Source organism: Streptomyces sp. NPDC006711 (genome assembly GCF_042869775.1).
Lineage (GTDB): Bacteria > Actinomycetota > Actinomycetes > Streptomycetales > Streptomycetaceae > Streptomyces.
The window spans coordinates 182,772-201,937 of the sequence record NZ_JBIAGO010000013.1 but is presented as its reverse complement, the minus strand read 5'-3'; the positions used below and the strand labels follow the sequence as shown (position 1 = coordinate 201,937).

The window sequence follows — 19,166 nt, the reverse complement described above, 5'->3', positions numbered from 1 at the left end:
CCGTGAACCAGGGCCCCGAGGAGGCACCCGCGGTACGGATCGGGCTGCACCCCGAGACGTACCGCCAGATGTGGCAGAAGCTGATGTGGGTCGGCATCTGGCTCGCGTTCATGACCGCGCCGGTCAAAGACCTGCTCGACGGCCACCACACCACCGGGCCCACCGTGCTCGGCTGGTTCGGCCTCGGCGGCTTCGTCACCGTCTATCTGACCCTGGTGCTGCGGCACACCGCCCGTCCCCTGGCCACCACCGCCGGCCACATTCTCCTCGGCTTCCTGGCGGCCCTGGCCCTCACGCTCTCGCTGACCCTCGGCGGTCCGTGGCTCGTGCTCTTCGTGTACGTGTCCGTCTCGTGCGGGGCGACACTGCCGCTGGCCCTCGCGACCTGGGTCATCCTCGCGGCGACGGCCTCGCTGACCGTGATCGGGGTCCGGGTCGACCACGTCAGCGGTGTCGTGCCGAGCCTGGTCGTCCCGACGCTGCTCGGCGGCTTCGCGATGACGGGCGTACGCCATCTCATCCGTACCTCGGTCGAGCTGCGCGAGGCCCGCGCCACCGTCGCCCAACTCGCCGCGAACGAGGAGCGGTTGAGGATGGCGCGCGATCTGCACGACCTGCTCGGCCACTCCCTTTCGCTCATCACGCTCAAGAGCGAGCTTGCCGGGCGGATGCTGCCGGGGGATCCCGGGCAGGCCGCGCGGCAGGTGGCCGACATCGAGCAGGTGAGCCGCCAGGCCCTCACGGACGTACGGGCCGCCGTGGCCGGATACCGCAGGGTCACGCTCCCCGCCGAGCTGGCCGGCGCCCGCACCGTCCTGAACGCGGCGGGCATCCGGGCGGACGTGCCGACCGACGCTCCCCAGGGGCTGCCGGCCGCCGAGGAGGAGGTGCTTGCCTGGGTCCTGCGCGAGGCGGCCACCAACGTCGTACGCCACAGCGGCGCCCGGCACTGCGCGGTCACGCTCACCGAAGTGCAGAACCTGGACGGCCGGTTCCTGGAGCTGCGGGTCCGGGACGACGGCCCCGGCGGGTCCCCTTCCGGGCCGCCGGTCGCGGGCAACGGCCTGACCGGCCTCAAGGAGCGTCTGGAGAAGGTGTCCGGGGCCCTGGAGACCGAGGCGGGCCGCAAGGGCTTCACGCTCACCGCGCGGATCCCGCTGATTCCGGAGCCGTCCGCGCTCCCTCTAGGATCCGGTTCATGATCCGACTTCTCCTGGCGGAAGACCAGTCCATGGTCCGCGAGGCCCTTGCCGCGCTCCTCGGCCTTGAGCCCGACATGGAGGTGGTGGCGCAGGCCGCGCGGGGGGACGAGGTCCTGGCGGCGGCCCGCGCCCACGCGGTGGACGTCGCGCTGCTCGACATCGAGATGCCCGGCCTGACCGGCATCGAGGCGGCAGCCGTGCTGCGCCGCGAACTGCCCGCCGTGAAGATCGTGATCCTGACCACCTTCGGGCGCCCCGGGTATCTGCGCAGCGCCATGGAGTCGGGCGCGGACGCGTTCCTGGTCAAGGACGCGCCCGCGGCCCAACTGGCCGCCGCCGTCCGCACGGTGCTCGCGGGGGAGCGGGTCATCGACCCCACGCTCGCGGCGGCCGCGCTGGCCGAGGGCGCCAACCCGCTGACCGACCGCGAGCGCGATGTGCTGCGCGCCGCCCAGGACGGCGCGACCAACGCCGAACTGGCCGCGTCCCTGTGCCTCTCGCAGGGCACGGTCCGCAACTACCTCTCCATGGCCATCCAGAAGCTCGCGGCCCGCAACCGGGCGGAGGCCGTGCGCATCGCCCGCGAGAAGGGCTGGCTCTAGCGGGGAGGCGTCAGAGGCGTCGGATGCGGGTCGCCGGTGGACGCCAGGTGTCCGCAGTGGGACTCAGCAGCTCACCAGGAGCAGGGTGAAGGCCGAACAGACGTGGACCGCCGCGTTGTTGCCCGGGTCGGGGTCGGCGGGGGCGATGTCGACCAGGGCGGCCGTGACCGGCAGATTGCCGCTCATGGTCAGCAGACCGGCGCGCAGCGTCAGCTTCTTGCTGACGGTGGCGCCCGAGGGGATCGCGCCGAGCGCGCAGACCGCCGTGCGATTGGTCCGGTCGACCGCGCAGCCCGGCGCGGACGGCGCCGTGAACCCGGCCGGATAGCTGAACCACACATGCGCCGTCGTGACGTCGGCCGGACCGGCGTTGGTGACGTGCGCGGTGAACGTGACCGCGTTGATGGCGAGCCCCTGCGGCGAGACCGCGAGGGTCACGGCGAGGTCGGACCGCGCGGGGTCGGCGGCGGCGGGTGCGGCGAGGCCGACGGCGGCGAGGAGCGGCAGGAGCAGGGCGGGGGCCAGCCGGGCGGCTATGGGTCTGAGGCGTGACATGGGAACTCCCGAGGTCGCGGCGGAGTGAGCGGGACACAGCGGCGCCCGCCCCAACAGGCCGTGCGGCACGGGGGGTTGAGGCAGCGTCAACAGATTGTGACCGCTGCCCGCCGATCCGGCAGGGTTTTCCGGGCGCGGGCGGGGAATGGCCGGATGTGGTCGGGCGGGGCGGGGCGGCGCGCGCCGCTCAGCGCTCGGGACGCCCGGCCCCCGGGCCGAGGACGACACCCCGCCCGGCGTAGAACCGCTCCAGGTCGCTCCATCCGACGGAGACGAACTCCTGGGAGCGGCCCTTGAACCCGGAGGGGTTGTGGAAGACCAGGGCGTCCTCGTCCGCCCCCACCGCGAGGACCAGATGGCCGCCCCGGCGTTCGGGAGCGGGGGCGAGCTCGCGGATCGAGGGGTGGACGGAGAGCAGCGCCAGCTGACCGGCCTCGATCAGCCGGCGCAGCTCGGTGAGCGGCAGATGCGGGCGGGCCACCGCCTTCAGGCCCCAGCGCTCCTCGGCGTACGACGCGAACGGGGCGTAGATCAGGCCGTCGAGACCGTCCTCGCGGCGCACGTACGCCCCCGCCGCCAGGCACTCCCGGGCGAGCTCCATCGCGGTGGGCGCCGAGCCCCGCCAGTACTCCAGGGCCATCCGCAGACACGCCACCCCGCACAGCCGCCAGGACCACCACGCGTACTCCTCGGGGCTCTCGGCGCCGTAGGCCCGCCACAGCGGGTCCCCGGCCGCGTCCAGCGTGCCCTCGACGATCGCCTCCACCAGCTCGGGCGAGGCCCATTGGGCGTGGTAGGGGACGGGGTGGACGGTCGCGGGCGTGCCGTGGTGCGGGCTGCGGGCGGTCATGATCACGAGCCTAGGCGGCCCGGTGGCCGCTCTCCAGGGCGGATTCAGTTCAACATCGCCCGCGCCGCCCGCGCCCGGCGCCGTACCGTCTCCGCGGTGGCCGGTTCGACCGGTTCGAGCACGTCCGCGTAGTCGTCCAGCTCGGCGGCCCCGGACAGGAAGTCGCCGCGCTGGACCAGGATCTCGGCGCGCTCGTAGCGCAGGCGGGCCGGGTGCGCGGGCAGCAGCAGCGCGAGCTCCACGGCCCACAGGGCCACGTCGCTGCGTTCGGGGCGGGCCGAGGCCCAGGCGCGGATGTTGTTCAGGACGCGCGCGACGATGTCCAGCGGCTCGGCGGGACTCAGCATCGTCTCCTTCAGCGGCGCTCCCGTGGCGCCGGCCACCAGGAGCTCCGCGTCCGAGGGGGCGAGCAGCCGGCCCCCGTCGAACGGATCGGCCAGGACGCGGTGTTCCGGCACCCCGAAACCCACGACGAAGTGGCCGGGCAGCGCCACGCCGTACACCGGCGCGCCGGCCCTTCGCGCCACCTCGATCCACACCACCGACAGCAGGATCGGCAGGCCCCGGCGGCGCCGCAGCACCTCGTGCAGCAGGGACGACTCCAGGCGCTCGTAGTCGTGCGCGCGGCCCCGGAACCCGTGGTCGCCGCCCAGGAGCTGGGCCAGCGCCAGGGCCCAGGGGCGGGCGCCGGTGAGGCCGAAGGGGAGCAGGCCCGCGAGGCGGTCGAGCTCGATGTGGGCGGCGTCGATGCCGCGCTGCCCGAGCGTGGGATCGGCGACCGCGCCCAGCAGCAGGCACAGCGACGCCACGTCGGGGCGCTCCGCGCGGGCCTGGTCGGCGAACTCCCGCCGCCAGTCGGTGACTTCCGGTTCCATGTCGGCCTCGTACCCGCTCAGCGCGAACGGAAGTGGTGGTAGTGGTGGTGGGTGGCGAAACCCTGGCCCTCGTAGAGCGCGCGGGCACCCGCGTTGTCGTGCTCCACCTGGAGCCAGGCCGCCGACGCGCCCTCATCGAGGGCCCGGCGGGCCAGGGCGCTCATCACGGCGCTCGCCAGGCCCTGGCGGCGCCGCGCCGGGTCCACCTCGATCGCCATGAACCCCGCCCAGCGCCCGTCCACCACGCACCGCCCGATCGCGGCGGGCGTTCGGCCCTCGCCGGGGACCGAGGCGAACCACACCGAGGGCCCGGCGCCCAGGACCCTCAGGACGTGCTCGCCCGGCTCCGGCGACCGCTGGTAGCCGCTCAGCCACGCCTGGTCGGCGGTGCGGGCCAGGCGTACCCGGGAGACGTCCACGTCCAGGTCGCCGATGGGCGCGAGCGCCGCGATCCTCACCTCGGCGCTCACCTCGCGCTCCCAGCCCGCCCGTTCGAGCTCGGCGCCCAGCTCCTCCTGGGTGCCGGCGGCGCCCGTCGCGGTCTGGACGTAGGCGGGCAGCCCCCGGGCGGCGTACCAGGCGGTGACGCGCGCCAGGGCGTCCGGCAGGGGCAGGCCGGGATCGCCCAGGGGGAGCGCCGAGTTGGCCCGGCGGGTGAAACCACCGGCCGCGCGCAGCGTCCACTCGCCCAGGCGCTCGCTCTCCACCGGCTGCCACGCGCGCGCCAGGACCGGCGCGAGCTCCGCGAAGGAGGCGGCCGGGCCACGACGGCGGGCGGGGGCCGCGGGGACCACCTTGCCCGCGACGAGCGCGGACTCCTCGATCCGCACCGTCTCACCATTCTTTCGTGTGATCGACAACACACCTTCGTCCCATGCGGTGAGAACGCCGACGGTGTCGATGAACAAGGAGCCTGGAGTTCCGCTGGAGCCCAGACGCCGGACTGATACGCGTTTGCCCGTATCGGCCGCCGTAATCCGGACCTCAAGCCGTCCGCCGGTGGTGAATTCCACAGCTCTCTCCGCCCCTCCTGTTCGGATCGTGCCCCGAACCGGAGATACTAGGTGCGGGCATCGACGACGCCGCGCTCCCGCGCGCCACGTGGACGGAGCCGCAGATCGGCCCGCCGCGCCCTATCGAGGAGGAACGACAGCGTGACCTACGTCATCGCGCAGCCTTGTGTCGACGTCAAGGACAAGGCGTGTATCGAAGAGTGCCCGGTCGACTGCATCTACGAGGGCTCCCGGTCCTTGTACATCCACCCGGATGAGTGCGTCGACTGCGGCGCCTGCGAGCCGGTGTGCCCGGTCGAGGCGATCTTCTACGAGGACGACACCCCGGACGAGTGGAAGGACTACTACAAGGCGAACGTGGAGTTCTTCGACGAGCTCGGCTCGCCCGGTGGCGCCTCCAAGCTCGGCCTGATCGAGCGGGACCACCCCTTCATCGCGGCGCTGCCGGCGGACATCAACGCGGAGCACTGACCCAGGCGGTCCATCCAGCCCCGTACGGCCACCACGCCGTACGGGGCCGCGGTGTTTCCCGGCGGCTCGCACAGCACCGTACGTACGAGAAAGTGAGCACTTCCGTGAGCGCAGTCTCCTCACGCCTTCCCGTCTTCCCCTGGGACAAGCTGGAGCCGTACAAGGCGACGGCGGCGGCCCACCCGGACGGCATCGTGGACCTGTCCGTGGGCACGCCCGTGGACCCGGTCCCCGAGCTCGTGCGGCGGGCGCTGAGCGAGGCGGCGGACTCGCCGGGCTATCCCACGGTGTGGGGCACGCCCGCGATGCGTGAGGCGATCAAGGGGTGGCTGGAGAAGCGGCTGGGCGCGCGCTCGGTCGAGCACACCAACATCCTGCCGGTGGTCGGCTCCAAGGAGCTGGTGGCCTGGCTGCCGACGCAGCTCGGCCTCGGCGCCGGTGACCGGGTCGCCTACCCGCGCCTGGCCTACCCGACGTACGAGGTCGGCGCCCGGCTGTGCGGCGCGGAGCCGGTGGTCTACGACGACCCCACGGACCTGGACCCCACCGGCCTGAAGCTGCTCTGGCTCAACTCGCCGTCCAACCCGACCGGCCGGGTCCTGGCCAAGGACGAGCTGGTGCGCATCGTGGCCTGGGCGCGCGAGCACGGGGTGCTCGTCTTCTCCGACGAGTGCTACCTGGAGCTGGGCTGGGAGGCCGAGCCCGTCTCGGTGCTGCACCCGGACGTGTGCGGCGACGGCTTCGAGGGCGTCGTGGCCGTCCACTCGCTGTCCAAGCGCTCCAACCTGGCGGGCTACCGCGCGGCCTTCATCGCCGGCGACGCGGACGTGCTCGGCGAACTGCTCCAGATCCGCAAGCACGGCGGCATGATGACCGCCGCGCCCGTGCAGGCGGCCACCGTCGCGGCCCTGGGTGACGACACCCACGTACAGGAACAGCGCGCCCGGTACGCGGCGCGGCGTGCGGCGCTGCGCGAGGCGCTTGAGGGCCACGGCTTCCGCATCGAGCACAGCGAGGCGAGCCTGTACCTGTGGGCGACCCGCGACGAGGGCTGCTGGGAGACGGTCGAGCACCTGGCCGAGCTCGGCATCCTCGTGGCGCCCGGCGACTTCTACGGCCCGGCGGGCGAGCGGTTCGTGCGGGTCGCCTTCACCGCGACCGACGAGCGCGTCGAGGCGGCCGTGAAGCGTCTGGCGCGGTAGGCGGCCGGCCGCCGGAAGGCACGGCGGCCAGGCAGGGCGGGCACGCGCGAGGGGCCCGGGGAGTGTGAACTCCCCGGGCCCCTCGGCATCACCCGCGCCCCGGTCAGCCGAGCGGCAGGCTCTTCAGGGGGAGCTGGCCGGTGCTCGGCAGGCCCTGGGTGGGCAGAGCGCCGGTCGGCAGGCCGCCCTGGGTGGCGGTCTTGGCGGTCGAGCCGAGCAGGTCGCCCGCGCTGCTCGCCGCGTCACCGGCGGCCTTCTGCGCGGCCGGGGTCGCCACCTTGCCCGTCTGCCCGACCGTCTTGCCCGCCGCCGGTACGGCCTTCTTGACGGCGTCGGCTCCGGTGGTGCCTGCCATGCCGGTGGCCTTCTGGGTCACGCCGTCGACGGCGTTGCTGACCGAGCTGGGGTCCATCTGGGTCAGGCCGCTCAGGTTCGGCGCGGCCTGGGGGAGTTCCACGGCGCTTGCGGAGCCGGCCGCACCGACCACCGGCGCTGCGCCTGCCGCGATGAGCAGCGCGGCGCGGGCGATCCGACGGGTCAGGGGGAGGGACATGATGCTCCTTCAGACGGGTTGGAAATGTGTCGCTGTCCGGCGTTCGGACACAGTGACAACCGCCGTGGGGGCAGGGGAGGTTGCGGTGCGCCGGGGTAAAGAGTTCCTAATGCGTCGCATTATCTACTCCGGATAAAACGGGCAAATGATTCGGGGTCGAAATCCCTGATGGAGCGTCAGATGCCTTGATTCTCAAGGGGATTGACGATTCGGCGGGTCGGCGTCCGGACGCGGGTGCGAAACACCGGAGTCGACGACGCGCCGTCCCCCGGCCGGGTGGCCCGGGGAACAGGCGTCCGGGTCAGGTGGCGAGGGTGATGCGCACCTCTTGCGCGCCCGCGCCCGCGCCCGCGTCCGTGCCTGTGCCCGCGCCCGCGTCCGTGCCCGCCGCGCTCGCGCCCGGATCCGGCGCGGCGTCCCTGCGGGCGGCGGTCCAGCCCCTGTCCGAGCCGTCCGCGCTCCAGGTGCGGCCCGCGTAGGAGACCCGCGCGATGTGCAGCGCATCGGCCCGCGCCACCGCCCAGTGCGCCAGCTCCCAGCCGTGCCGCGCCCGACCGGCGCCGGACGCGGCCGCGCCGTCGGTGGCCCGCACGGGCACGACGACGTCCCCGGCCCTCTCCCCGGGCTGCCGCGCGGGCGGCGCGATGGCGTCGCCGAACGCCTTCGCCAGCTCCTCGCGCACCCGCGCGGGATCACCCGGCTCGGCGTTCTTGCCCACCGCGCAGGTCAGCGCGGCGGACTCGCGGCCGGTCAGCGCCGACATCAAAACCGTCGCGTCCGGCTCGTGCTTGGCGTACGCCTGCGGGAAGCCGCTGCGCTGGACGTCCTGGGCGGCCACCGTCAGCGGCAGCCGCGAGTAGCCCGGGATCTCGGCCAGGTGCTCGTAGAACTTCCCGGCCGCGTACACCGGGTCCATGATCTGCTCGGCGGTGCCCCAGCCCATCGAGGGCCGCTGCTGGAACAGGCCGAGCGAGTCGCGGTCGCCGTGGTCGAGGTTGCGAAGTCCCGACTCCTGGAGCGCGGTGGCCAGCGCGATCGTGACCGCCCGCTCCGGCATCCCGTGCGCGGTGCCGACCGCCGTGATCGTCGCCGCGTTGCCCGCCTGCTCGCGGCTCAGCCCGAACGTGCCCTGCCCCTGGCCCGTGCCCGCCACGCATTGGGGAGCGGAGCTTCCGCTCACGTACTGCACCACCACATAGCCCACGAGGGCGAGCAGCACGGCGAAAGCCGCTCCCAGGCGCAGGAGGCGGCCGCGTCGGGAGGGGCGCGGGAGGTCGATGGGCTCTGACACGGGGCCCACCGTACTGGAGCGCGAAGCCAGCCCCCGCGATCGAGTCGGGGGATCGAGTCCGGCTCCCGCGATCGCGTTAGGGTCGGGCGCATGGCCGACACCACGCTGGATCTCACCGCCGACGCCCCCACGCTCACCGCGCGCCTTGTCGACTTCGCCTCCGTGAGCGGCGAGGAGCGGCCGCTGGCGGACGCCATCGAGCACGAGCTGCGCAAGCTGGCGCACCTCACCGTGGACCGGTACGGCAACAACATCGTGGCGCGCACGCACCTGGGCCGGGCCGAACGGATCATCCTGGCCGGGCACATCGACACCGTGCCGATCGCCGACAACGTGCCCTCCCGGCTCGACGAGAACGGCGTCCTGTGGGGCTGCGGGACCAGCGACATGAAGTCGGGCGTGGCGGTGCAGCTGCGCATCGCGCAGACGGTGACCGCGCCCAACCGCGACCTGACCTTCGTGTTCTACGACAACGAGGAGGTCGCCGCCCACCTCAACGGCCTCGGCCGGATCGCCGAGGCCCACCCCGACTGGCTGGCCGGCGACTTCGCGGTGCTCCTCGAACCCTCCGACACCGAGGTCGAGGGCGGCTGCCAGGGCACGCTGCGGGTGCTGCTGAAGACCAGCGGCGAGCGGGCCCACTCGGCGCGCGGCTGGATGGGGTCCAACGCCATCCACACCGCCGCCCCCATCCTCGCGAAGCTGGCCGCCTACGAGCCGCGCCGGCCCGTGATCGACGGGCTCGAGTACCGCGAAGGCCTCAACGCCGTGGGCATCGAGGGCGGCGTCGCGGGCAATGTGATCCCGGACGCGTGCACGGTCGTCGTCAACTACCGGTACGCGCCCGACCTCACCGGCGAGCAGGCTCTGGCCCATGTCCGCGAGGTCTTCGCCGACTGCGACATCGCCGAATTCGTCGTCGACGACCACTCGGGCGCCGCGCTGCCCGGGCTCTCGCACCCGGCCGCGGCCGCGTTCATGGCGGCGGTGGGCGGCACCGCGCGGCCCAAGTTCGGCTGGACCGACGTCTCGCGCTTCGGTGAACTCGGTGTCCCCGCCGTCAACTACGGGCCCGGCGACGCGCTGTTGGCCCACAAGCGCGACGAGCACGTCGCCGTCGAGCGGATCACCCGGTGCGAGCAGCGGCTGCGGGCCTGGCTCACGGACTGAACCCGCCGGACGGAACCCGGCGTTCACGGCCCCGCCAGGGGCGTGGCCTGCCGGAATTCCGCCATTCGTCACGTCGGCCGACCTACCCTGGCTGGGCACGCGCAACATCGTCAGCGGAGGGAGCACGGCATGGCCAACCCCGAGGGAGCGTCGTTTCCGGCGGAGCAGCGGCTGGAGCAGCGGCTCGGACCGGTACTGCGCCGCCGCGACCAGGTGCAGGCCGGCACCACCGATCAGCGCCTTCTGGACACCGAGGGCGACTCGCAGTGGGTGCACACCGACCCCTGGCGGGTCATGCGCATCCAGTCGGAGTTCGTCGAGGGCTTCGGCGCGCTCGCCGAACTGCCCAGCGCCATCAGCGTGTTCGGCTCGGCCCGCACACCGGCCGGCTCACCGGAGTACGAGGCGGGCGTGCGGATCGGGCGCGCGCTGGTCGACGCGGGCTTCGCCGTGATCACCGGCGGCGGCCCCGGCGCGATGGAGGCCGCGAACAGGGGCGCGCGCGAGGGCAACGGCGTCTCGGTGGGCCTCGGCATCGAGCTCCCCTTCGAACAGGGGCTCAACCCGCACGTCGACATCGGGATCAACTTCCGCTACTTCTTCGTCCGCAAGACCATGTTCGTCAAGTACGCGCAGGGCTTCGTGGTGCTGCCGGGCGGACTCGGCACCCTGGACGAGCTGTTCGAGGCGCTGACCCTGGTCCAGACCCGCAAGGTCACCCGCTTCCCGATCGTGCTGTTCGGCACGGAGTACTGGGGCGGGCTCGTGGACTGGCTGCGCGACACGGTGATCGCCCAGGGCAAGGCGTCCGAGCGTGATCTGCTGCTCTTCCACGTCACCGACGACGTGGACGAGGCCGTCACCCTGGTGACCAAGGAGACGGGCCACTAGGGGGTGTCTGGTGGATCAGGGTCGGTCAGGGCGCGGCGTCTGGTGCGGTGCATCGCAAGGCGCCGGAGCGTCTCGATAGCGGAGCTATCGGGGCGATTCGGCAACGCCGCGAGGTGCCGTGCCAGACGCCGCGCCCCCGGCCATGGTCCACCAGACACCCCCTAGGGCCCGGATCCGGCCCCCGGGGGTCCGCTCACGCCAGCCCCCGGCGGGCCACCGCGGGCGCCCGGTGTCCCGCGATCGAGGCCACCATGTCCAGGACCTGGCGGGTCTCGGCCACCTCGTGGACGCGGTAGACCCGGGCGCCGAGCCACGCCGACACCGCCGTCGTCGCGAGCGTACCGATCACCCGTTCCTTCACCGGCCGGTCAAGGGTCTCGCCCACGAAGTCCTTGTTGGACAGCGAGACCAGGACCGGCCACCCGGTGTCGGCCATCTCCTGGAGGCGCCGCGTGGCCTCCAGGCTGTGCCGGGTGTTCTTGCCGAAGTCGTGCCCGGGGTCGATCATGATCCCGTCCGGGCGCACCCCCAGGTCCAGGGCGCGCTCAGCGAGGCCCACGGTGACCCGCAGGATGTCCGCCATCACGTCGTCGTAGGCGATCCGGTGCGGCCGGGTGCGCGGCTGCACGCCGCCCGCGTGGGTGCACACGAGCCCCGCGCCGTAGCGCGCCGCGACCTCGGCCAGCTTCGGATCGACGCCGCCCCAGGCGTCGTTGAGGACGTCGGCCCCCGCCTCGCAGACCGCCTCACCGACCTCGTGGCGCCAGGTGTCCACGCTGATGACGACGTCGGGGAACCGCTTGCGCACCTCGGCGACGAACCCGACCGTGCGCCGCGCCTCCTCCTCGGCGGTGACCTCGTCGCCGGGGCCCGCCTTCACGCCGCCGATGTCGATGATGGCCGCGCCCTCCGCGACCGCCTGCTCGACGCGGGCCAGCGCGGGCTCGTCCTGGAAGGTCGCGCCCTGGTCGTAGAAGGAGTCGGGGGTCCGGTTCACGATCGCCATGATCACCGGTTCGTACGCGGTGAATTCGCGCCGGCCAAGCCGCAGCGTGCCGCGGTCCGTTGCGCTGTGCATCCCCTATGTCCTTTGCTGTGGTCCGGGCCGTTGTCCGCCTGCGACCCTAACTGTCAGTGCCGCATGGCACGATCGGACCCGACAGTTTCCGGCGTCGGGAAGAGGCTCGCTCGTGTTCTGGTTCTTGCTGGTCGCGATGGTCGTCGTGGTCGCCGCGGTGACCCTCGCCGTGGTGGGCGGGGGTGAGGACGCCGAGGTGCTGCCGGACGCCGAGCCCGAGCACCTGGCCGACCCGCTGCCGGAGCACCGCCCCGTGACCCGGGCCGACGTGGAGGCGCTGCGCATCCCGGTGGCGGTGCGCGGCTACCGCATGGCGGACGTGGACGACGTGCTGAGCAGGCTGGGCGCCGAGCTCGCCGAGCGGGACGCGCGGATCACCGAGCTGCGCTCCGCCGCGCTCACCAAGCGGCCGGAGCCGGGCGCCGGGCGGGAACTGGCGGGCGGCGGCCCCGGCCCCGCCGCCGCGGGCCCGGCCGACGAGGAGACCCAGCGATGAGCGAGGCCGTCCCGGGTCCCGACGGCAGGTTGCGCTGCCCCTGGGGGCTCTCCGCCGAGGACTATCTGACCTACCACGACACCGAGTGGGGCCGCCCGGTGCGCGGCGACGACGCGCTGTACGAACGGCTCTGCCTGGAAGCCTTCCAGTCGGGCCTGTCCTGGATCACGATCCTGCGCCGCAGAGAGGGCTTCCGGAAGGCGTTCGCCGGGTTCGAGATCGCGGCGGTGGCAGAGTTCACCGAGGCCGACAAGGAACGCCTGATGGCGGACGCGGGCATCATCCGCAACCGCCTCAAGATCGAGGCCACCATCGCCAACGCGCGGACGCTCGCCACCTGGTCGCCCGGCGAACTCGACGGCCTCATCTGGTCCTACGCGCCCGACCCGGCGACCCGCCCGGCCCCGCGCACGCGCCTGGACGTGCCGGCCGTCACCGACGAGTCGACGGCCCTGTCCAAGGCCCTCAAGAAGCGCGGCGTGCGCTTCATCGGCCCGACCACGGCGTACGCCCTGATGCAGGCGTGCGGTCTGGTCGACGACCACCTCGTGGACTGCGTGGCGCGGGGCGGCGCCTGAGACACCGCCCCGCCGGGCCCGCGAACTCAGCGGCCCACGTAGCGCGGCTTCTCCTTGGCGAGGAAGGCGGCCACCGCGATGGCATGGTCCTCGGAGGCCCCCGCCCTCGTCTGGAGCTCGTCCTCCTTCTCCAGCGCCTCGGCGAGCGTGTGACCCGCGCCGTACGCGAGCGAGGCCTTCAGCGCGCCGTACGCCACCGTCGGGCCCTCGGCCAGCGTCCGCGCCACCGCGAGCGCGGCCCCGGCCAGCTCGTCGGCCGGTACGACCTTGTTGACCAGGCCGATCTCGTACGCCTCCTGGGCGGAGATCGAGCGCGGGAACAGCAGCAGGTCGGCCGCGCGGGACTGGCCGATCAGGCGCGGCAGCGTCCATGAGACGCCCGAGTCGGCGGTCAGGGCCACCCCCGCGAAGGAGGTGTTGAACGCGGCGGTGTCGGCGACCACCCGGTAGTCCGCCGCCAGCGCGAATCCGAGTCCCGCGCCCGCCGCCACCCCGTTGACGCCGGCCACCACGGGCTTGGGCATCTCGGTGAGCGCCTTCAGGATCGGGTTGTAGTGCTCGCGCACGGTGCTCATGGTCTGCCCGGTGCCCGCCTCGCGGTCCGCCGTCAGCGAAGCGACGTGCTCCTTGAGGTCCTGGCCGACGCAGAACGCCCGCCCGGCGGCGGTGAGCAGTACGGCGCGCACCGCCGCGTCGGCGGCCGCGGCCCGGACCGCCTCCCGCAGGGCGGTCTTCGCCTCCGTGTTCATGGCGTTCATGGCCTCGGGCCGGTTGATCGTGATGGTCGCGAGCCCGTCGCTCACCTCGTAGAGCACGGTGTCGGCCATGGTGGGGTCCCCTCCGTCGCGGATGTTTCTCGGTCGTCGTGTCCGCTCAGCATGGCGGAGATCACCTGCGGTGGGCATGTGACCTGCGTCTAACAATCCGGGCGCCCCGGGGATCGGACGGCGGCGAAGTATCGCAGGCGGATCGCCGAATTGAGTGGTTTTGATAGAGCGCGTTGCTCAAGCGATGCGGACCGATGTTGGTCATCGGGTCCTGGGATGCGGGATAATGACCTGGAAGCAATGTGTTCGATGCCGTGACGCGTGCCCAATCCCGGGGGCCGTCGGCTGACGATGAGCTGGTTTCAGGAAGGGGAACGAGCATGGCGGCCATGAAGCCGCGGACGGGCGACGGCCCGCTCGAGGTGACCAAGGAGGGGCGGGGCATTGTCATGCGCGTTCCGCTCGAAGGCGGCGGTCGGCTTGTCGTCGAGCTGACTCCGGACGAGGCCGATGCCCTCGGCGATGCCCTGAAGAAGGTCGTCGGCTGAGCTAGCGGGTCCGACGCAGATTCTCACCGCCCCGGCATGGCGTGCACGATCGTGTGCGCCGTGCCGGGGCGGTGTTGTGCGTGGTGCCGGGCCCGGTTTTCGGGTGCGGGTCGTGCTCGCTTCTCGCGCAGTTCCTCGCGCCCCTGAGTGCGTGGTGCCGGGCTCGGTTTCGGGCGCGGGCCGTGCTCGCTTCTCGCGCAGTTCCCCGCGCCCCTTAGTGTGTGGCCCCGGGGCCGTTTTTTGGGTGCGGGGTGTCCGCGGCTGGTCGCGCAGTTCCTCGCGCCCCCAGGTACGTGGTGCTGGCCCGCGTGGGTTTGGTTGGGCCGGGTGGTTCCTCGCGCGGTCAGCCGCGGCGGACCGCGCAGAGTAGGCCGTCGCCGACGGGCAGCAGCGAGGCGACGAGCTCCGGGCTCTCGCGCACCGCGCGCAGCAGCTCCCGCAGCCGCAGGACTTCGGCCGGCTGGGCCGCCGAGTCGACCGTGCGGCCGTCGGCGAAGACGCCCTCGAAGCAGACGATGCCGCCGGGCCGCAGCAGGCGCAACGATTCAGCGAGCACGTCGAGCGATTCCAGGCGGTCGCCGTCGCAGAACACCAGGTCGTACCCGCCGTCCGCGAGCCTCGGCAGCACATCGAGGGCGCGGCCCGGGATGAAGCGGGCCCGGTTGGTGGCGAAGCCGGCCGCGCGGAAGGCCTGCTTGGCGAACTGCTGGCGGTCCGGCTCCGGATCGACGGTGGTCAGCACGCCGTCGGGCCGCAGCCCCTGGAGCAGGTAGATGCCGGAGACGCCGGTGCCGGTGCCGATCTCCGCGACCGCCTTGGCGTCCGCGGTGGCAGCGAGCAGCCGCAACGCGGCACCCGTCCCCGGGGACACCGAACGCAGGCCTGCCTCACGGGCCCGGTCGCGGGCCCAGCGCAGCGCGTCGTCCTCGGCGACAAAGGCGTCGGCGAACGCCCAGCTCGTCTGCCGGTTGGCGGTAATGGCCCTCTCCTGTCCCCTTGGTTGGCGCAACGGTGACTGTATCCGCTGGAGTCGGGAACCCGCAGATGGGACCGCGCGTTATGCAGGACAGGGGAACCGCGGGGGGAGCACATGGTCGCGATCACGGAAGAGGGGCGGAAGCCGTCCCCAAATGCACGTAAAGATTCTTATCCGGAGCTAACGGGCGAGGTGGCTATGGTAGGGGCTCCGCTGGACACCACCAGAGCCGACAGGGGAGGTGCGGCTGCGCCTGTGGATCGGGGAGGAGTGCTGCGGCGCCTTCTCAGGTCGGCGGGTGAGCCGAAATCCGTGACCAACACCGCTGACCGTTCCCGCGCTACCAGCTCCGCAACTACCGCGACGTTCGCCGACGCGGACTCCCAGGCGTGGACTCCCCCTACGTGGGAGGAGATCGTCAGCACGCACAGCGGCCGCGTCTACCGCCTCGCCTACCGCCTGACGGGCAATCAGCACGACGCCGAAGACCTCACGCAGGAGGTCTTCGTCCGCGTCTTCCGCTCGTTGTCGACGTACACGCCGGGCACCTTCGAGGGCTGGCTGCACCGCATCACCACCAACCTCTTCCTCGACATGGTCCGCCGCCGCCAGCGCATCCGCTTCGACGCGCTCGGCGACGACGCGGCGGAGCGGCTGCCCAGCCGTGAGCCCAACCCCCAACAGGCCTTCAACGACGCCCACTTCGACGCCGACGTGCAGCAGGCGCTGGACACGCTGGCGCCCGAGTTCCGCGCGGCCGTCGTGCTCTGCGACATCGAAGGCCTCTCCTACGAGGAGATCGCGGCCACCCTCGGAGTGAAGCTCGGCACCGTCCGCAGCCGGATCCACCGCGGCCGCTCGCATCTGCGCAAGGCCCTCCAGCACCGTTCGCCCGAAGCCCGCGCCGAGCAGCAGCGTGCGCTGGCGGGGGTGGCGCCGGGAGCGCTCGGGGTGGCCGGAGAGGGGATGGCGTGAGTGGCACGAGTCCCACCCCGGCGGAACAGCATCTCGGGGACCGGCTCGCGGCTCTGGTCGACGGCGAGCTGAACCACGATGCCCGCGAACGTGTCCTGTCCCACCTGGCGACCTGCGCCAAGTGCAAGGCGGAGGCCGACGCCCAGCGCAACCTGAAGAACGTCTTCGCGCAGGCGGCCCCGCCACCCCCTTCGGAGACCTTTCTGGCCCGGCTCCAGGGCCTGTCCGGCGGCCCCGTGGGAAGAGCCGATGACGAGGACGGCACCGGCGGGCCGTTCGGCGGCGGCCGGCCGGCCGACGCGTTCTTCGGCGGGCTCGGCGCGCTGAGTCCCGCCACGGGCGGCCCGCCGGCTCCGCGCGGAGTCGGCGCGGGCGACTTCGGCTACGTACCGGCCCGCCCCCACGCCGGCGTCCTGCCCGACGCGTTGACGGGTGGCTTCCGCATCCACGAGGTGGGCGGATCCGAGCAGGACCGCTCGGGATCGCCGTGGCGCGGGCGCAGATTCGTGTTCGCCGCCGCGAGCGCGGTGTCCCTCGCGGCCATCGCCCTGGGCGGCACGCTCCCTCTCGGCTCGGCCACGGGCGCCCGCGCGGCGGGCGGCAGCAGCGTGGTGCCGTTGCGTTCGGGCAGCCCCGCCCCGAGCGGCGGATCCGCCGACGACCGGCGCCGAGGTGGCACCACGGACGGCCTGCTCTCCGCGATGTCCACGATGTCCGGGGGAACCTCGGCGCCCGTCACGCCGGGTTTCAGCGGCCTGAGCGGTATGCCCGCGCAGAAGGGGCCGGTCCAGCCACTGGGCGGCACGTTCCCCGTGGCCCGGCTGGGCGGCTCGTCCTTGCCGCCGTTGATACGTCCGGCCGTCGCGACCCTGCCGCTCACGACGACGGACCTCTCCGGCGGCGTGCTCGCGGTGGCCCCGTCGGCCGCCCCCGCCGAGCCGGTGCGCCGCGCCGCTTCGGGGGCTCCGGGGATGCCTCTCTCCGCACGGCGCTGACCTCGCCCTGCCCTCGCCCCCCGCGACCTGGTTGAATCCGGGGGAGGGGTGCTCATGGGAGCACGCAGGCCAGTTGCGGGGAGAGCATGAACCAGCAGAAGCCCACCGGGCCGAGGCCCAAGTGGTGGAGCCGTCCGCAGGCAGGCCGACCCGAGGGCAGTGAGCCCCCGGTGACGCCCAACCCGGCCGAACCCCCTGCGGACACCTACGACTTGGCCCCGCCGACCCCGGCCCCGCCAGCGGACTCGGCCCCGGCCCCGTCGTCCGAGCCGCACCACGCGTCATCCATGGACCCCGCGCCCGCCGCCGGACCCGAACCCACCGGGGTGGACGCGACCGACGGCACGGGCGCCGACGCCCGCACCACCGAGAGCGCACCCGCCACCACCGACATCGCGCCCGCCACCGGCAGCGCTCCCGCGACCACCGACAGCGCGCCCGCCACCACCGGCAGCGCACCCCCGGCCACCACTACCGCCCCCGCACCCGGCTCAAGCTCCGGCGCTCCCGCCGAGGCATCCCCCGCCGGCCAGACCCCCGGCGCCGAGCGGCAGGGCCCCTTGCACGCGCCCGACCCCTACGGCACCCCGCCCTACGGCGGACCCGGCCCCTGGGCGCCCGCGCCGCCCGTGCAGCGTCCGGTACCGACGCCGCCCGGCGGCACCGCACTGCCCCCGCAGCCCGCCTACGCCGCGCCGCAGCCGCCCGCGCCCCCGCCCGCGTACGGCGTGCCCCCGCAGGCGGCCCAGACCCCGCCCCAGCCGCCCGCCCCGCAGCTGCCGCCCCCGCACCAGCCACCCGCGACTCCCGCGCCCCTCCTCCCCGCAGAGCCCCAATGGGCCCAGTACGACCCCTGGAGCGGGCCCGGAGCCGCGTCGGGGGCCGCCGGGGGGCCGGGGCAGCCGGGGCCCAGGAAGCGGCGGCGAGGGGCGCTGCTGGTCGGGGCGCTGCTGCTCGCGCTGGTCGCCGGTGGCATCGGCGGCGGCGTGGGGGCGTACGTGGAGCGCAACGGCGGGATCACCAGCGTGCACCTGCCGCAGGCGGGCAAGGAGCCGGGCGGCCGCGCCCCCGACAGCGTCGCCGGGATCGCCGCGAGCGCGCTGCCGAGCGTGGTCACCATCCACGTCACCGGCGTCACCGAGTCCGGCACCGGCACCGGCTTCGTCCTGGACAACGTCGGGCACATCCTGACCAACAACCACGTCGTGCAGCCCGCCGGCACCTCGGGGAAGATCTCCGTGACGTTCAGCGGGGGCGAGAGCGCGGCCGGCACGGTGGTGGGCCGCGACACCGGGTACGACCTGGCGGTCGTCAAGGTGGACGGGGTGTCGGGGATGAAGCCCCTGCCGCTCGGCAACTCCGACAACGTGATGGTCGGCGACCCGGTCGTGGCCATCGGCGCACCCTTCGACCTCTCCAACACGGTGACCTCGGGGATCATCAGCGCCAAGGAGCGCCCGATCACCGCCGGGGGCGAGGCCGGCGACGGCAGCGACGTCAGCTATGTGGACGCGCTCCAGACCGACGCCCCGATAAACCCGGGCAATTCCGGCGGCCCGCTCGTGGACTCCAAGGCGCGCGTCATCGGCATCAACAGCGCGATCCGGTCCGTCGGGGGCGGCAGCAAGGAGGGCGGCGGCCAGGCCGGCTCCATAGGGCTCGGGTTCGCCATCCCGGTCAACCAGGCCAAGCGCGTCGCCGAGGAGCTGATCAACACGGGCCGGGCGACGCACCCGGTGATCGGCGTCACGCTCGACATGAAGTATACCGGCGACGGCGCCCGCGTCGGCGACAAGGCTAGCGACGGCAAGCCGGCCGTCGTCCCCGGCGGACCCGGCGACAAGGCGGGCGTCGCGTCGGGGGACGTCATCACCAAGGTGGACGGTCAGCGGGTGCACAGCGCCGAGGAGTTGATAGTGAAGATCCGCGCGCACCGCCCCGGCGACCGCCTCGGCCTGACCGTGCGGCGGGACGGCAAGGAGCGGGAGCTGACGCTGACGCTCGGCTCGGCGTCATGAGCCGGGGACGCCGCCGTACGGGCCCGTCCCGCCCGATCGGCGCCGTCCCGACGCCCAAAG

Annotated in this window: 21 protein-coding genes; 12 read left to right on the top strand and 9 right to left on the bottom strand. The window is 73.4% G+C overall.

The genetic code is table 11. The annotated features are described in order from the left end of the window. The first annotated feature begins 68 nt into the window (after nucleotides 1-68). Nucleotides 69-1,202, top strand: coding sequence for a sensor histidine kinase (locus tag ACFYM2_RS24650; protein ID WP_358998840.1), 1,134 nt, complete (start codon nucleotides 69-71; stop codon nucleotides 1,200-1,202). Beyond that, complete coding sequence (locus ACFYM2_RS24645; protein WP_388456529.1) at nucleotides 1,199-1,804, top strand: DNA-binding response regulator; 606 nt, start codon at nucleotides 1,199-1,201, stop codon at nucleotides 1,802-1,804. The genes ACFYM2_RS24650 and ACFYM2_RS24645 overlap by 4 nt, the downstream gene beginning before the upstream one ends. Nucleotides 1,805-1,867: 63 nt before the next feature. On the opposite strand, the gene ACFYM2_RS24640 is transcribed toward ACFYM2_RS24645, so the two are convergent. The 4 genes from ACFYM2_RS24640 to ACFYM2_RS24625 all read right to left on the bottom strand — a co-directional run bounded on the left by ACFYM2_RS24640 (nucleotide 1,868) and on the right by ACFYM2_RS24625 (nucleotide 5,097). Then, nucleotides 1,868-2,359 (bottom strand): hypothetical protein, encoded by a 492-nt coding sequence (locus ACFYM2_RS24640; RefSeq protein ID WP_358998723.1) that lies wholly within the window; start codon nucleotides 2,357-2,359, stop codon nucleotides 1,868-1,870. Nucleotides 2,360-2,546: 187 nt separating this feature from the next. Beyond that, nucleotides 2,547-3,209 (bottom strand): C39 family peptidase, encoded by a 663-nt coding sequence (locus tag ACFYM2_RS24635; RefSeq protein ID WP_388456527.1) that lies wholly within the window; start codon nucleotides 3,207-3,209, stop codon nucleotides 2,547-2,549. Between the two features lie 44 nt (nucleotides 3,210-3,253). Next, a complete protein-coding gene (locus ACFYM2_RS24630) occupies nucleotides 3,254-4,084 on the bottom strand; it encodes a tetratricopeptide repeat protein (protein WP_388839072.1) in 831 nt (276 codons plus the stop codon). Nucleotides 4,085-4,101: 17 nt separating this feature from the next. Further along, complete coding sequence (locus tag ACFYM2_RS24625) at nucleotides 4,102-5,097, bottom strand: GNAT family N-acetyltransferase (protein WP_358998714.1); 996 nt, start codon at nucleotides 5,095-5,097, stop codon at nucleotides 4,102-4,104. Between the two features lie 141 nt (nucleotides 5,098-5,238). Here ACFYM2_RS24625 and fdxA point away from each other — a divergent pair, with 141 nt between their 5' ends. Both fdxA and dapC read left to right on the top strand, forming a co-directional pair. Next, nucleotides 5,239-5,568: a ferredoxin gene (gene fdxA / locus ACFYM2_RS24620; protein WP_350232487.1), complete on the top strand. Its 330-nt coding sequence runs from the start codon at nucleotides 5,239-5,241 to the stop codon at nucleotides 5,566-5,568. A 104-nt stretch (nucleotides 5,569-5,672) separates the two neighbouring features. After that, nucleotides 5,673-6,770: a succinyldiaminopimelate transaminase gene (gene dapC / locus ACFYM2_RS24615; RefSeq protein ID WP_358998711.1), complete on the top strand. Its 1,098-nt coding sequence runs from the start codon at nucleotides 5,673-5,675 to the stop codon at nucleotides 6,768-6,770. A gap of 103 nt (nucleotides 6,771-6,873) precedes the next feature. Here the strand turns inward: dapC and ACFYM2_RS24610 are convergent, their stop codons facing one another. Next, nucleotides 6,874-7,323, bottom strand: a complete 450-nt coding sequence (locus tag ACFYM2_RS24610; RefSeq protein WP_358998709.1) for an ATP-binding protein — start codon at nucleotides 7,321-7,323, stop codon at nucleotides 6,874-6,876. 301 nt (nucleotides 7,324-7,624) lie between these two features. Next, a complete protein-coding gene (locus tag ACFYM2_RS24605) occupies nucleotides 7,625-8,614 on the bottom strand; it encodes a hypothetical protein (RefSeq protein WP_388839070.1) in 990 nt (329 codons plus the stop codon). A 90-nt stretch (nucleotides 8,615-8,704) separates the two neighbouring features. Between ACFYM2_RS24605 and dapE the strand changes: the two genes are divergently transcribed. Both dapE and ACFYM2_RS24595 read left to right on the top strand, forming a co-directional pair. Continuing rightward, a complete protein-coding gene (dapE, locus tag ACFYM2_RS24600; RefSeq protein WP_388839067.1) occupies nucleotides 8,705-9,784 on the top strand; it encodes a succinyl-diaminopimelate desuccinylase in 1,080 nt (359 codons plus the stop codon). Between the two features lie 129 nt (nucleotides 9,785-9,913). Next, a complete protein-coding gene (locus ACFYM2_RS24595) occupies nucleotides 9,914-10,675 on the top strand; it encodes a TIGR00730 family Rossman fold protein (protein WP_358998701.1) in 762 nt (253 codons plus the stop codon). A gap of 193 nt (nucleotides 10,676-10,868) precedes the next feature. Here the strand turns inward: ACFYM2_RS24595 and folP are convergent, their stop codons facing one another. Further along, complete coding sequence (gene folP, locus ACFYM2_RS24590; protein ID WP_358998698.1) at nucleotides 10,869-11,753, bottom strand: dihydropteroate synthase; 885 nt, start codon at nucleotides 11,751-11,753, stop codon at nucleotides 10,869-10,871. A gap of 112 nt (nucleotides 11,754-11,865) precedes the next feature. Here folP and ACFYM2_RS24585 point away from each other — a divergent pair, with 112 nt between their 5' ends. Next, nucleotides 11,866-12,249 (top strand): hypothetical protein, encoded by a 384-nt coding sequence (locus tag ACFYM2_RS24585; RefSeq protein WP_358998695.1) that lies wholly within the window; start codon nucleotides 11,866-11,868, stop codon nucleotides 12,247-12,249. Then, nucleotides 12,246-12,827, top strand: a complete 582-nt coding sequence (locus tag ACFYM2_RS24580; protein ID WP_358998692.1) for a DNA-3-methyladenine glycosylase I — start codon at nucleotides 12,246-12,248, stop codon at nucleotides 12,825-12,827. Before ACFYM2_RS24585 ends, ACFYM2_RS24580 begins: the two co-directional genes overlap by 4 nt. Before the next feature lie 26 nt (nucleotides 12,828-12,853). Here ACFYM2_RS24580 and ACFYM2_RS24575 read toward each other — a convergent pair whose 3' ends face one another. Next, nucleotides 12,854-13,654, bottom strand: coding sequence for an enoyl-CoA hydratase-related protein (locus ACFYM2_RS24575; protein ID WP_358998689.1), 801 nt, complete (start codon nucleotides 13,652-13,654; stop codon nucleotides 12,854-12,856). A 320-nt stretch (nucleotides 13,655-13,974) separates the two neighbouring features. Between ACFYM2_RS24575 and ACFYM2_RS24570 the strand changes: the two genes are divergently transcribed. Beyond that, nucleotides 13,975-14,142, top strand: a complete 168-nt coding sequence (locus ACFYM2_RS24570) for a DUF3117 domain-containing protein (protein ID WP_003966491.1) — start codon at nucleotides 13,975-13,977, stop codon at nucleotides 14,140-14,142. A gap of 343 nt (nucleotides 14,143-14,485) precedes the next feature. Here the strand turns inward: ACFYM2_RS24570 and ACFYM2_RS24565 are convergent, their stop codons facing one another. Continuing rightward, nucleotides 14,486-15,151, bottom strand: coding sequence for an O-methyltransferase (locus tag ACFYM2_RS24565; protein ID WP_358998686.1), 666 nt, complete (start codon nucleotides 15,149-15,151; stop codon nucleotides 14,486-14,488). 165 nt (nucleotides 15,152-15,316) lie between these two features. Here ACFYM2_RS24565 and sigE point away from each other — a divergent pair, with 165 nt between their 5' ends. The 3 genes from sigE to ACFYM2_RS24550 all read left to right on the top strand — a co-directional run bounded on the left by sigE (nucleotide 15,317) and on the right by ACFYM2_RS24550 (nucleotide 19,106). After that, the gene (gene sigE / locus ACFYM2_RS24560) at nucleotides 15,317-16,093 is read left to right on the top strand and encodes an RNA polymerase sigma factor SigE (RefSeq protein WP_358998683.1); all 777 of its coding nucleotides are present in this window, start codon (nucleotides 15,317-15,319) and stop codon (nucleotides 16,091-16,093) included. Then, nucleotides 16,090-17,088, top strand: a complete 999-nt coding sequence (locus ACFYM2_RS24555; protein ID WP_388839063.1) for an anti-sigma factor family protein — start codon at nucleotides 16,090-16,092, stop codon at nucleotides 17,086-17,088. The genes sigE and ACFYM2_RS24555 overlap by 4 nt, the downstream gene beginning before the upstream one ends. An 86-nt stretch (nucleotides 17,089-17,174) precedes the next feature. Next, nucleotides 17,175-19,106, top strand: coding sequence for a trypsin-like peptidase domain-containing protein (locus tag ACFYM2_RS24550; protein ID WP_388839060.1), 1,932 nt, complete (start codon nucleotides 17,175-17,177; stop codon nucleotides 19,104-19,106). Nucleotides 19,107-19,166: the final 60 nt, after the last annotated feature.

Excerpts from the sequence above, each read along its gene's own strand:
- ACFYM2_RS24610 (WP_358998709.1), bottom strand. The coding sequence starts at position 7,323 with ATGTCCCTCCCCCTGACCCGTCGGATCGCCCGCGCCGCGCTGCTCATC.
- sigE (WP_358998683.1), top strand. The coding sequence starts at position 15,317 with ATGGTAGGGGCTCCGCTGGACACCACCAGAGCCGACAGGGGAGGTGCG.
- ACFYM2_RS24645 (WP_388456529.1), top strand. The coding sequence starts at position 1,199 with ATGATCCGACTTCTCCTGGCGGAAGACCAGTCCATGGTCCGCGAGGCC.
- ACFYM2_RS24650 (WP_358998840.1), top strand. The coding sequence starts at position 69 with ATGTGGCAGAAGCTGATGTGGGTCGGCATCTGGCTCGCGTTCATGACC.
- ACFYM2_RS24635 (WP_388456527.1), bottom strand. The coding sequence starts at position 3,209 with ATGACCGCCCGCAGCCCGCACCACGGCACGCCCGCGACCGTCCACCCC.
- ACFYM2_RS24570 (WP_003966491.1), top strand. The coding sequence starts at position 13,975 with ATGGCGGCCATGAAGCCGCGGACGGGCGACGGCCCGCTCGAGGTGACC.
- ACFYM2_RS24595 (WP_358998701.1), top strand. The coding sequence starts at position 9,914 with ATGGCCAACCCCGAGGGAGCGTCGTTTCCGGCGGAGCAGCGGCTGGAG.
- ACFYM2_RS24630 (WP_388839072.1), bottom strand. The coding sequence starts at position 4,084 with ATGGAACCGGAAGTCACCGACTGGCGGCGGGAGTTCGCCGACCAGGCC.
- ACFYM2_RS24640 (WP_358998723.1), bottom strand. The coding sequence starts at position 2,359 with ATGTCACGCCTCAGACCCATAGCCGCCCGGCTGGCCCCCGCCCTGCTC.
- folP (WP_358998698.1), bottom strand. The coding sequence starts at position 11,753 with ATGCACAGCGCAACGGACCGCGGCACGCTGCGGCTTGGCCGGCGCGAA.
- ACFYM2_RS24550 (WP_388839060.1), top strand. The coding sequence starts at position 17,175 with ATGAACCAGCAGAAGCCCACCGGGCCGAGGCCCAAGTGGTGGAGCCGT.
- ACFYM2_RS24580 (WP_358998692.1), top strand. The coding sequence starts at position 12,246 with ATGAGCGAGGCCGTCCCGGGTCCCGACGGCAGGTTGCGCTGCCCCTGG.
- dapE (WP_388839067.1), top strand. The coding sequence starts at position 8,705 with ATGGCCGACACCACGCTGGATCTCACCGCCGACGCCCCCACGCTCACC.
- ACFYM2_RS24575 (WP_358998689.1), bottom strand. The coding sequence starts at position 13,654 with ATGGCCGACACCGTGCTCTACGAGGTGAGCGACGGGCTCGCGACCATC.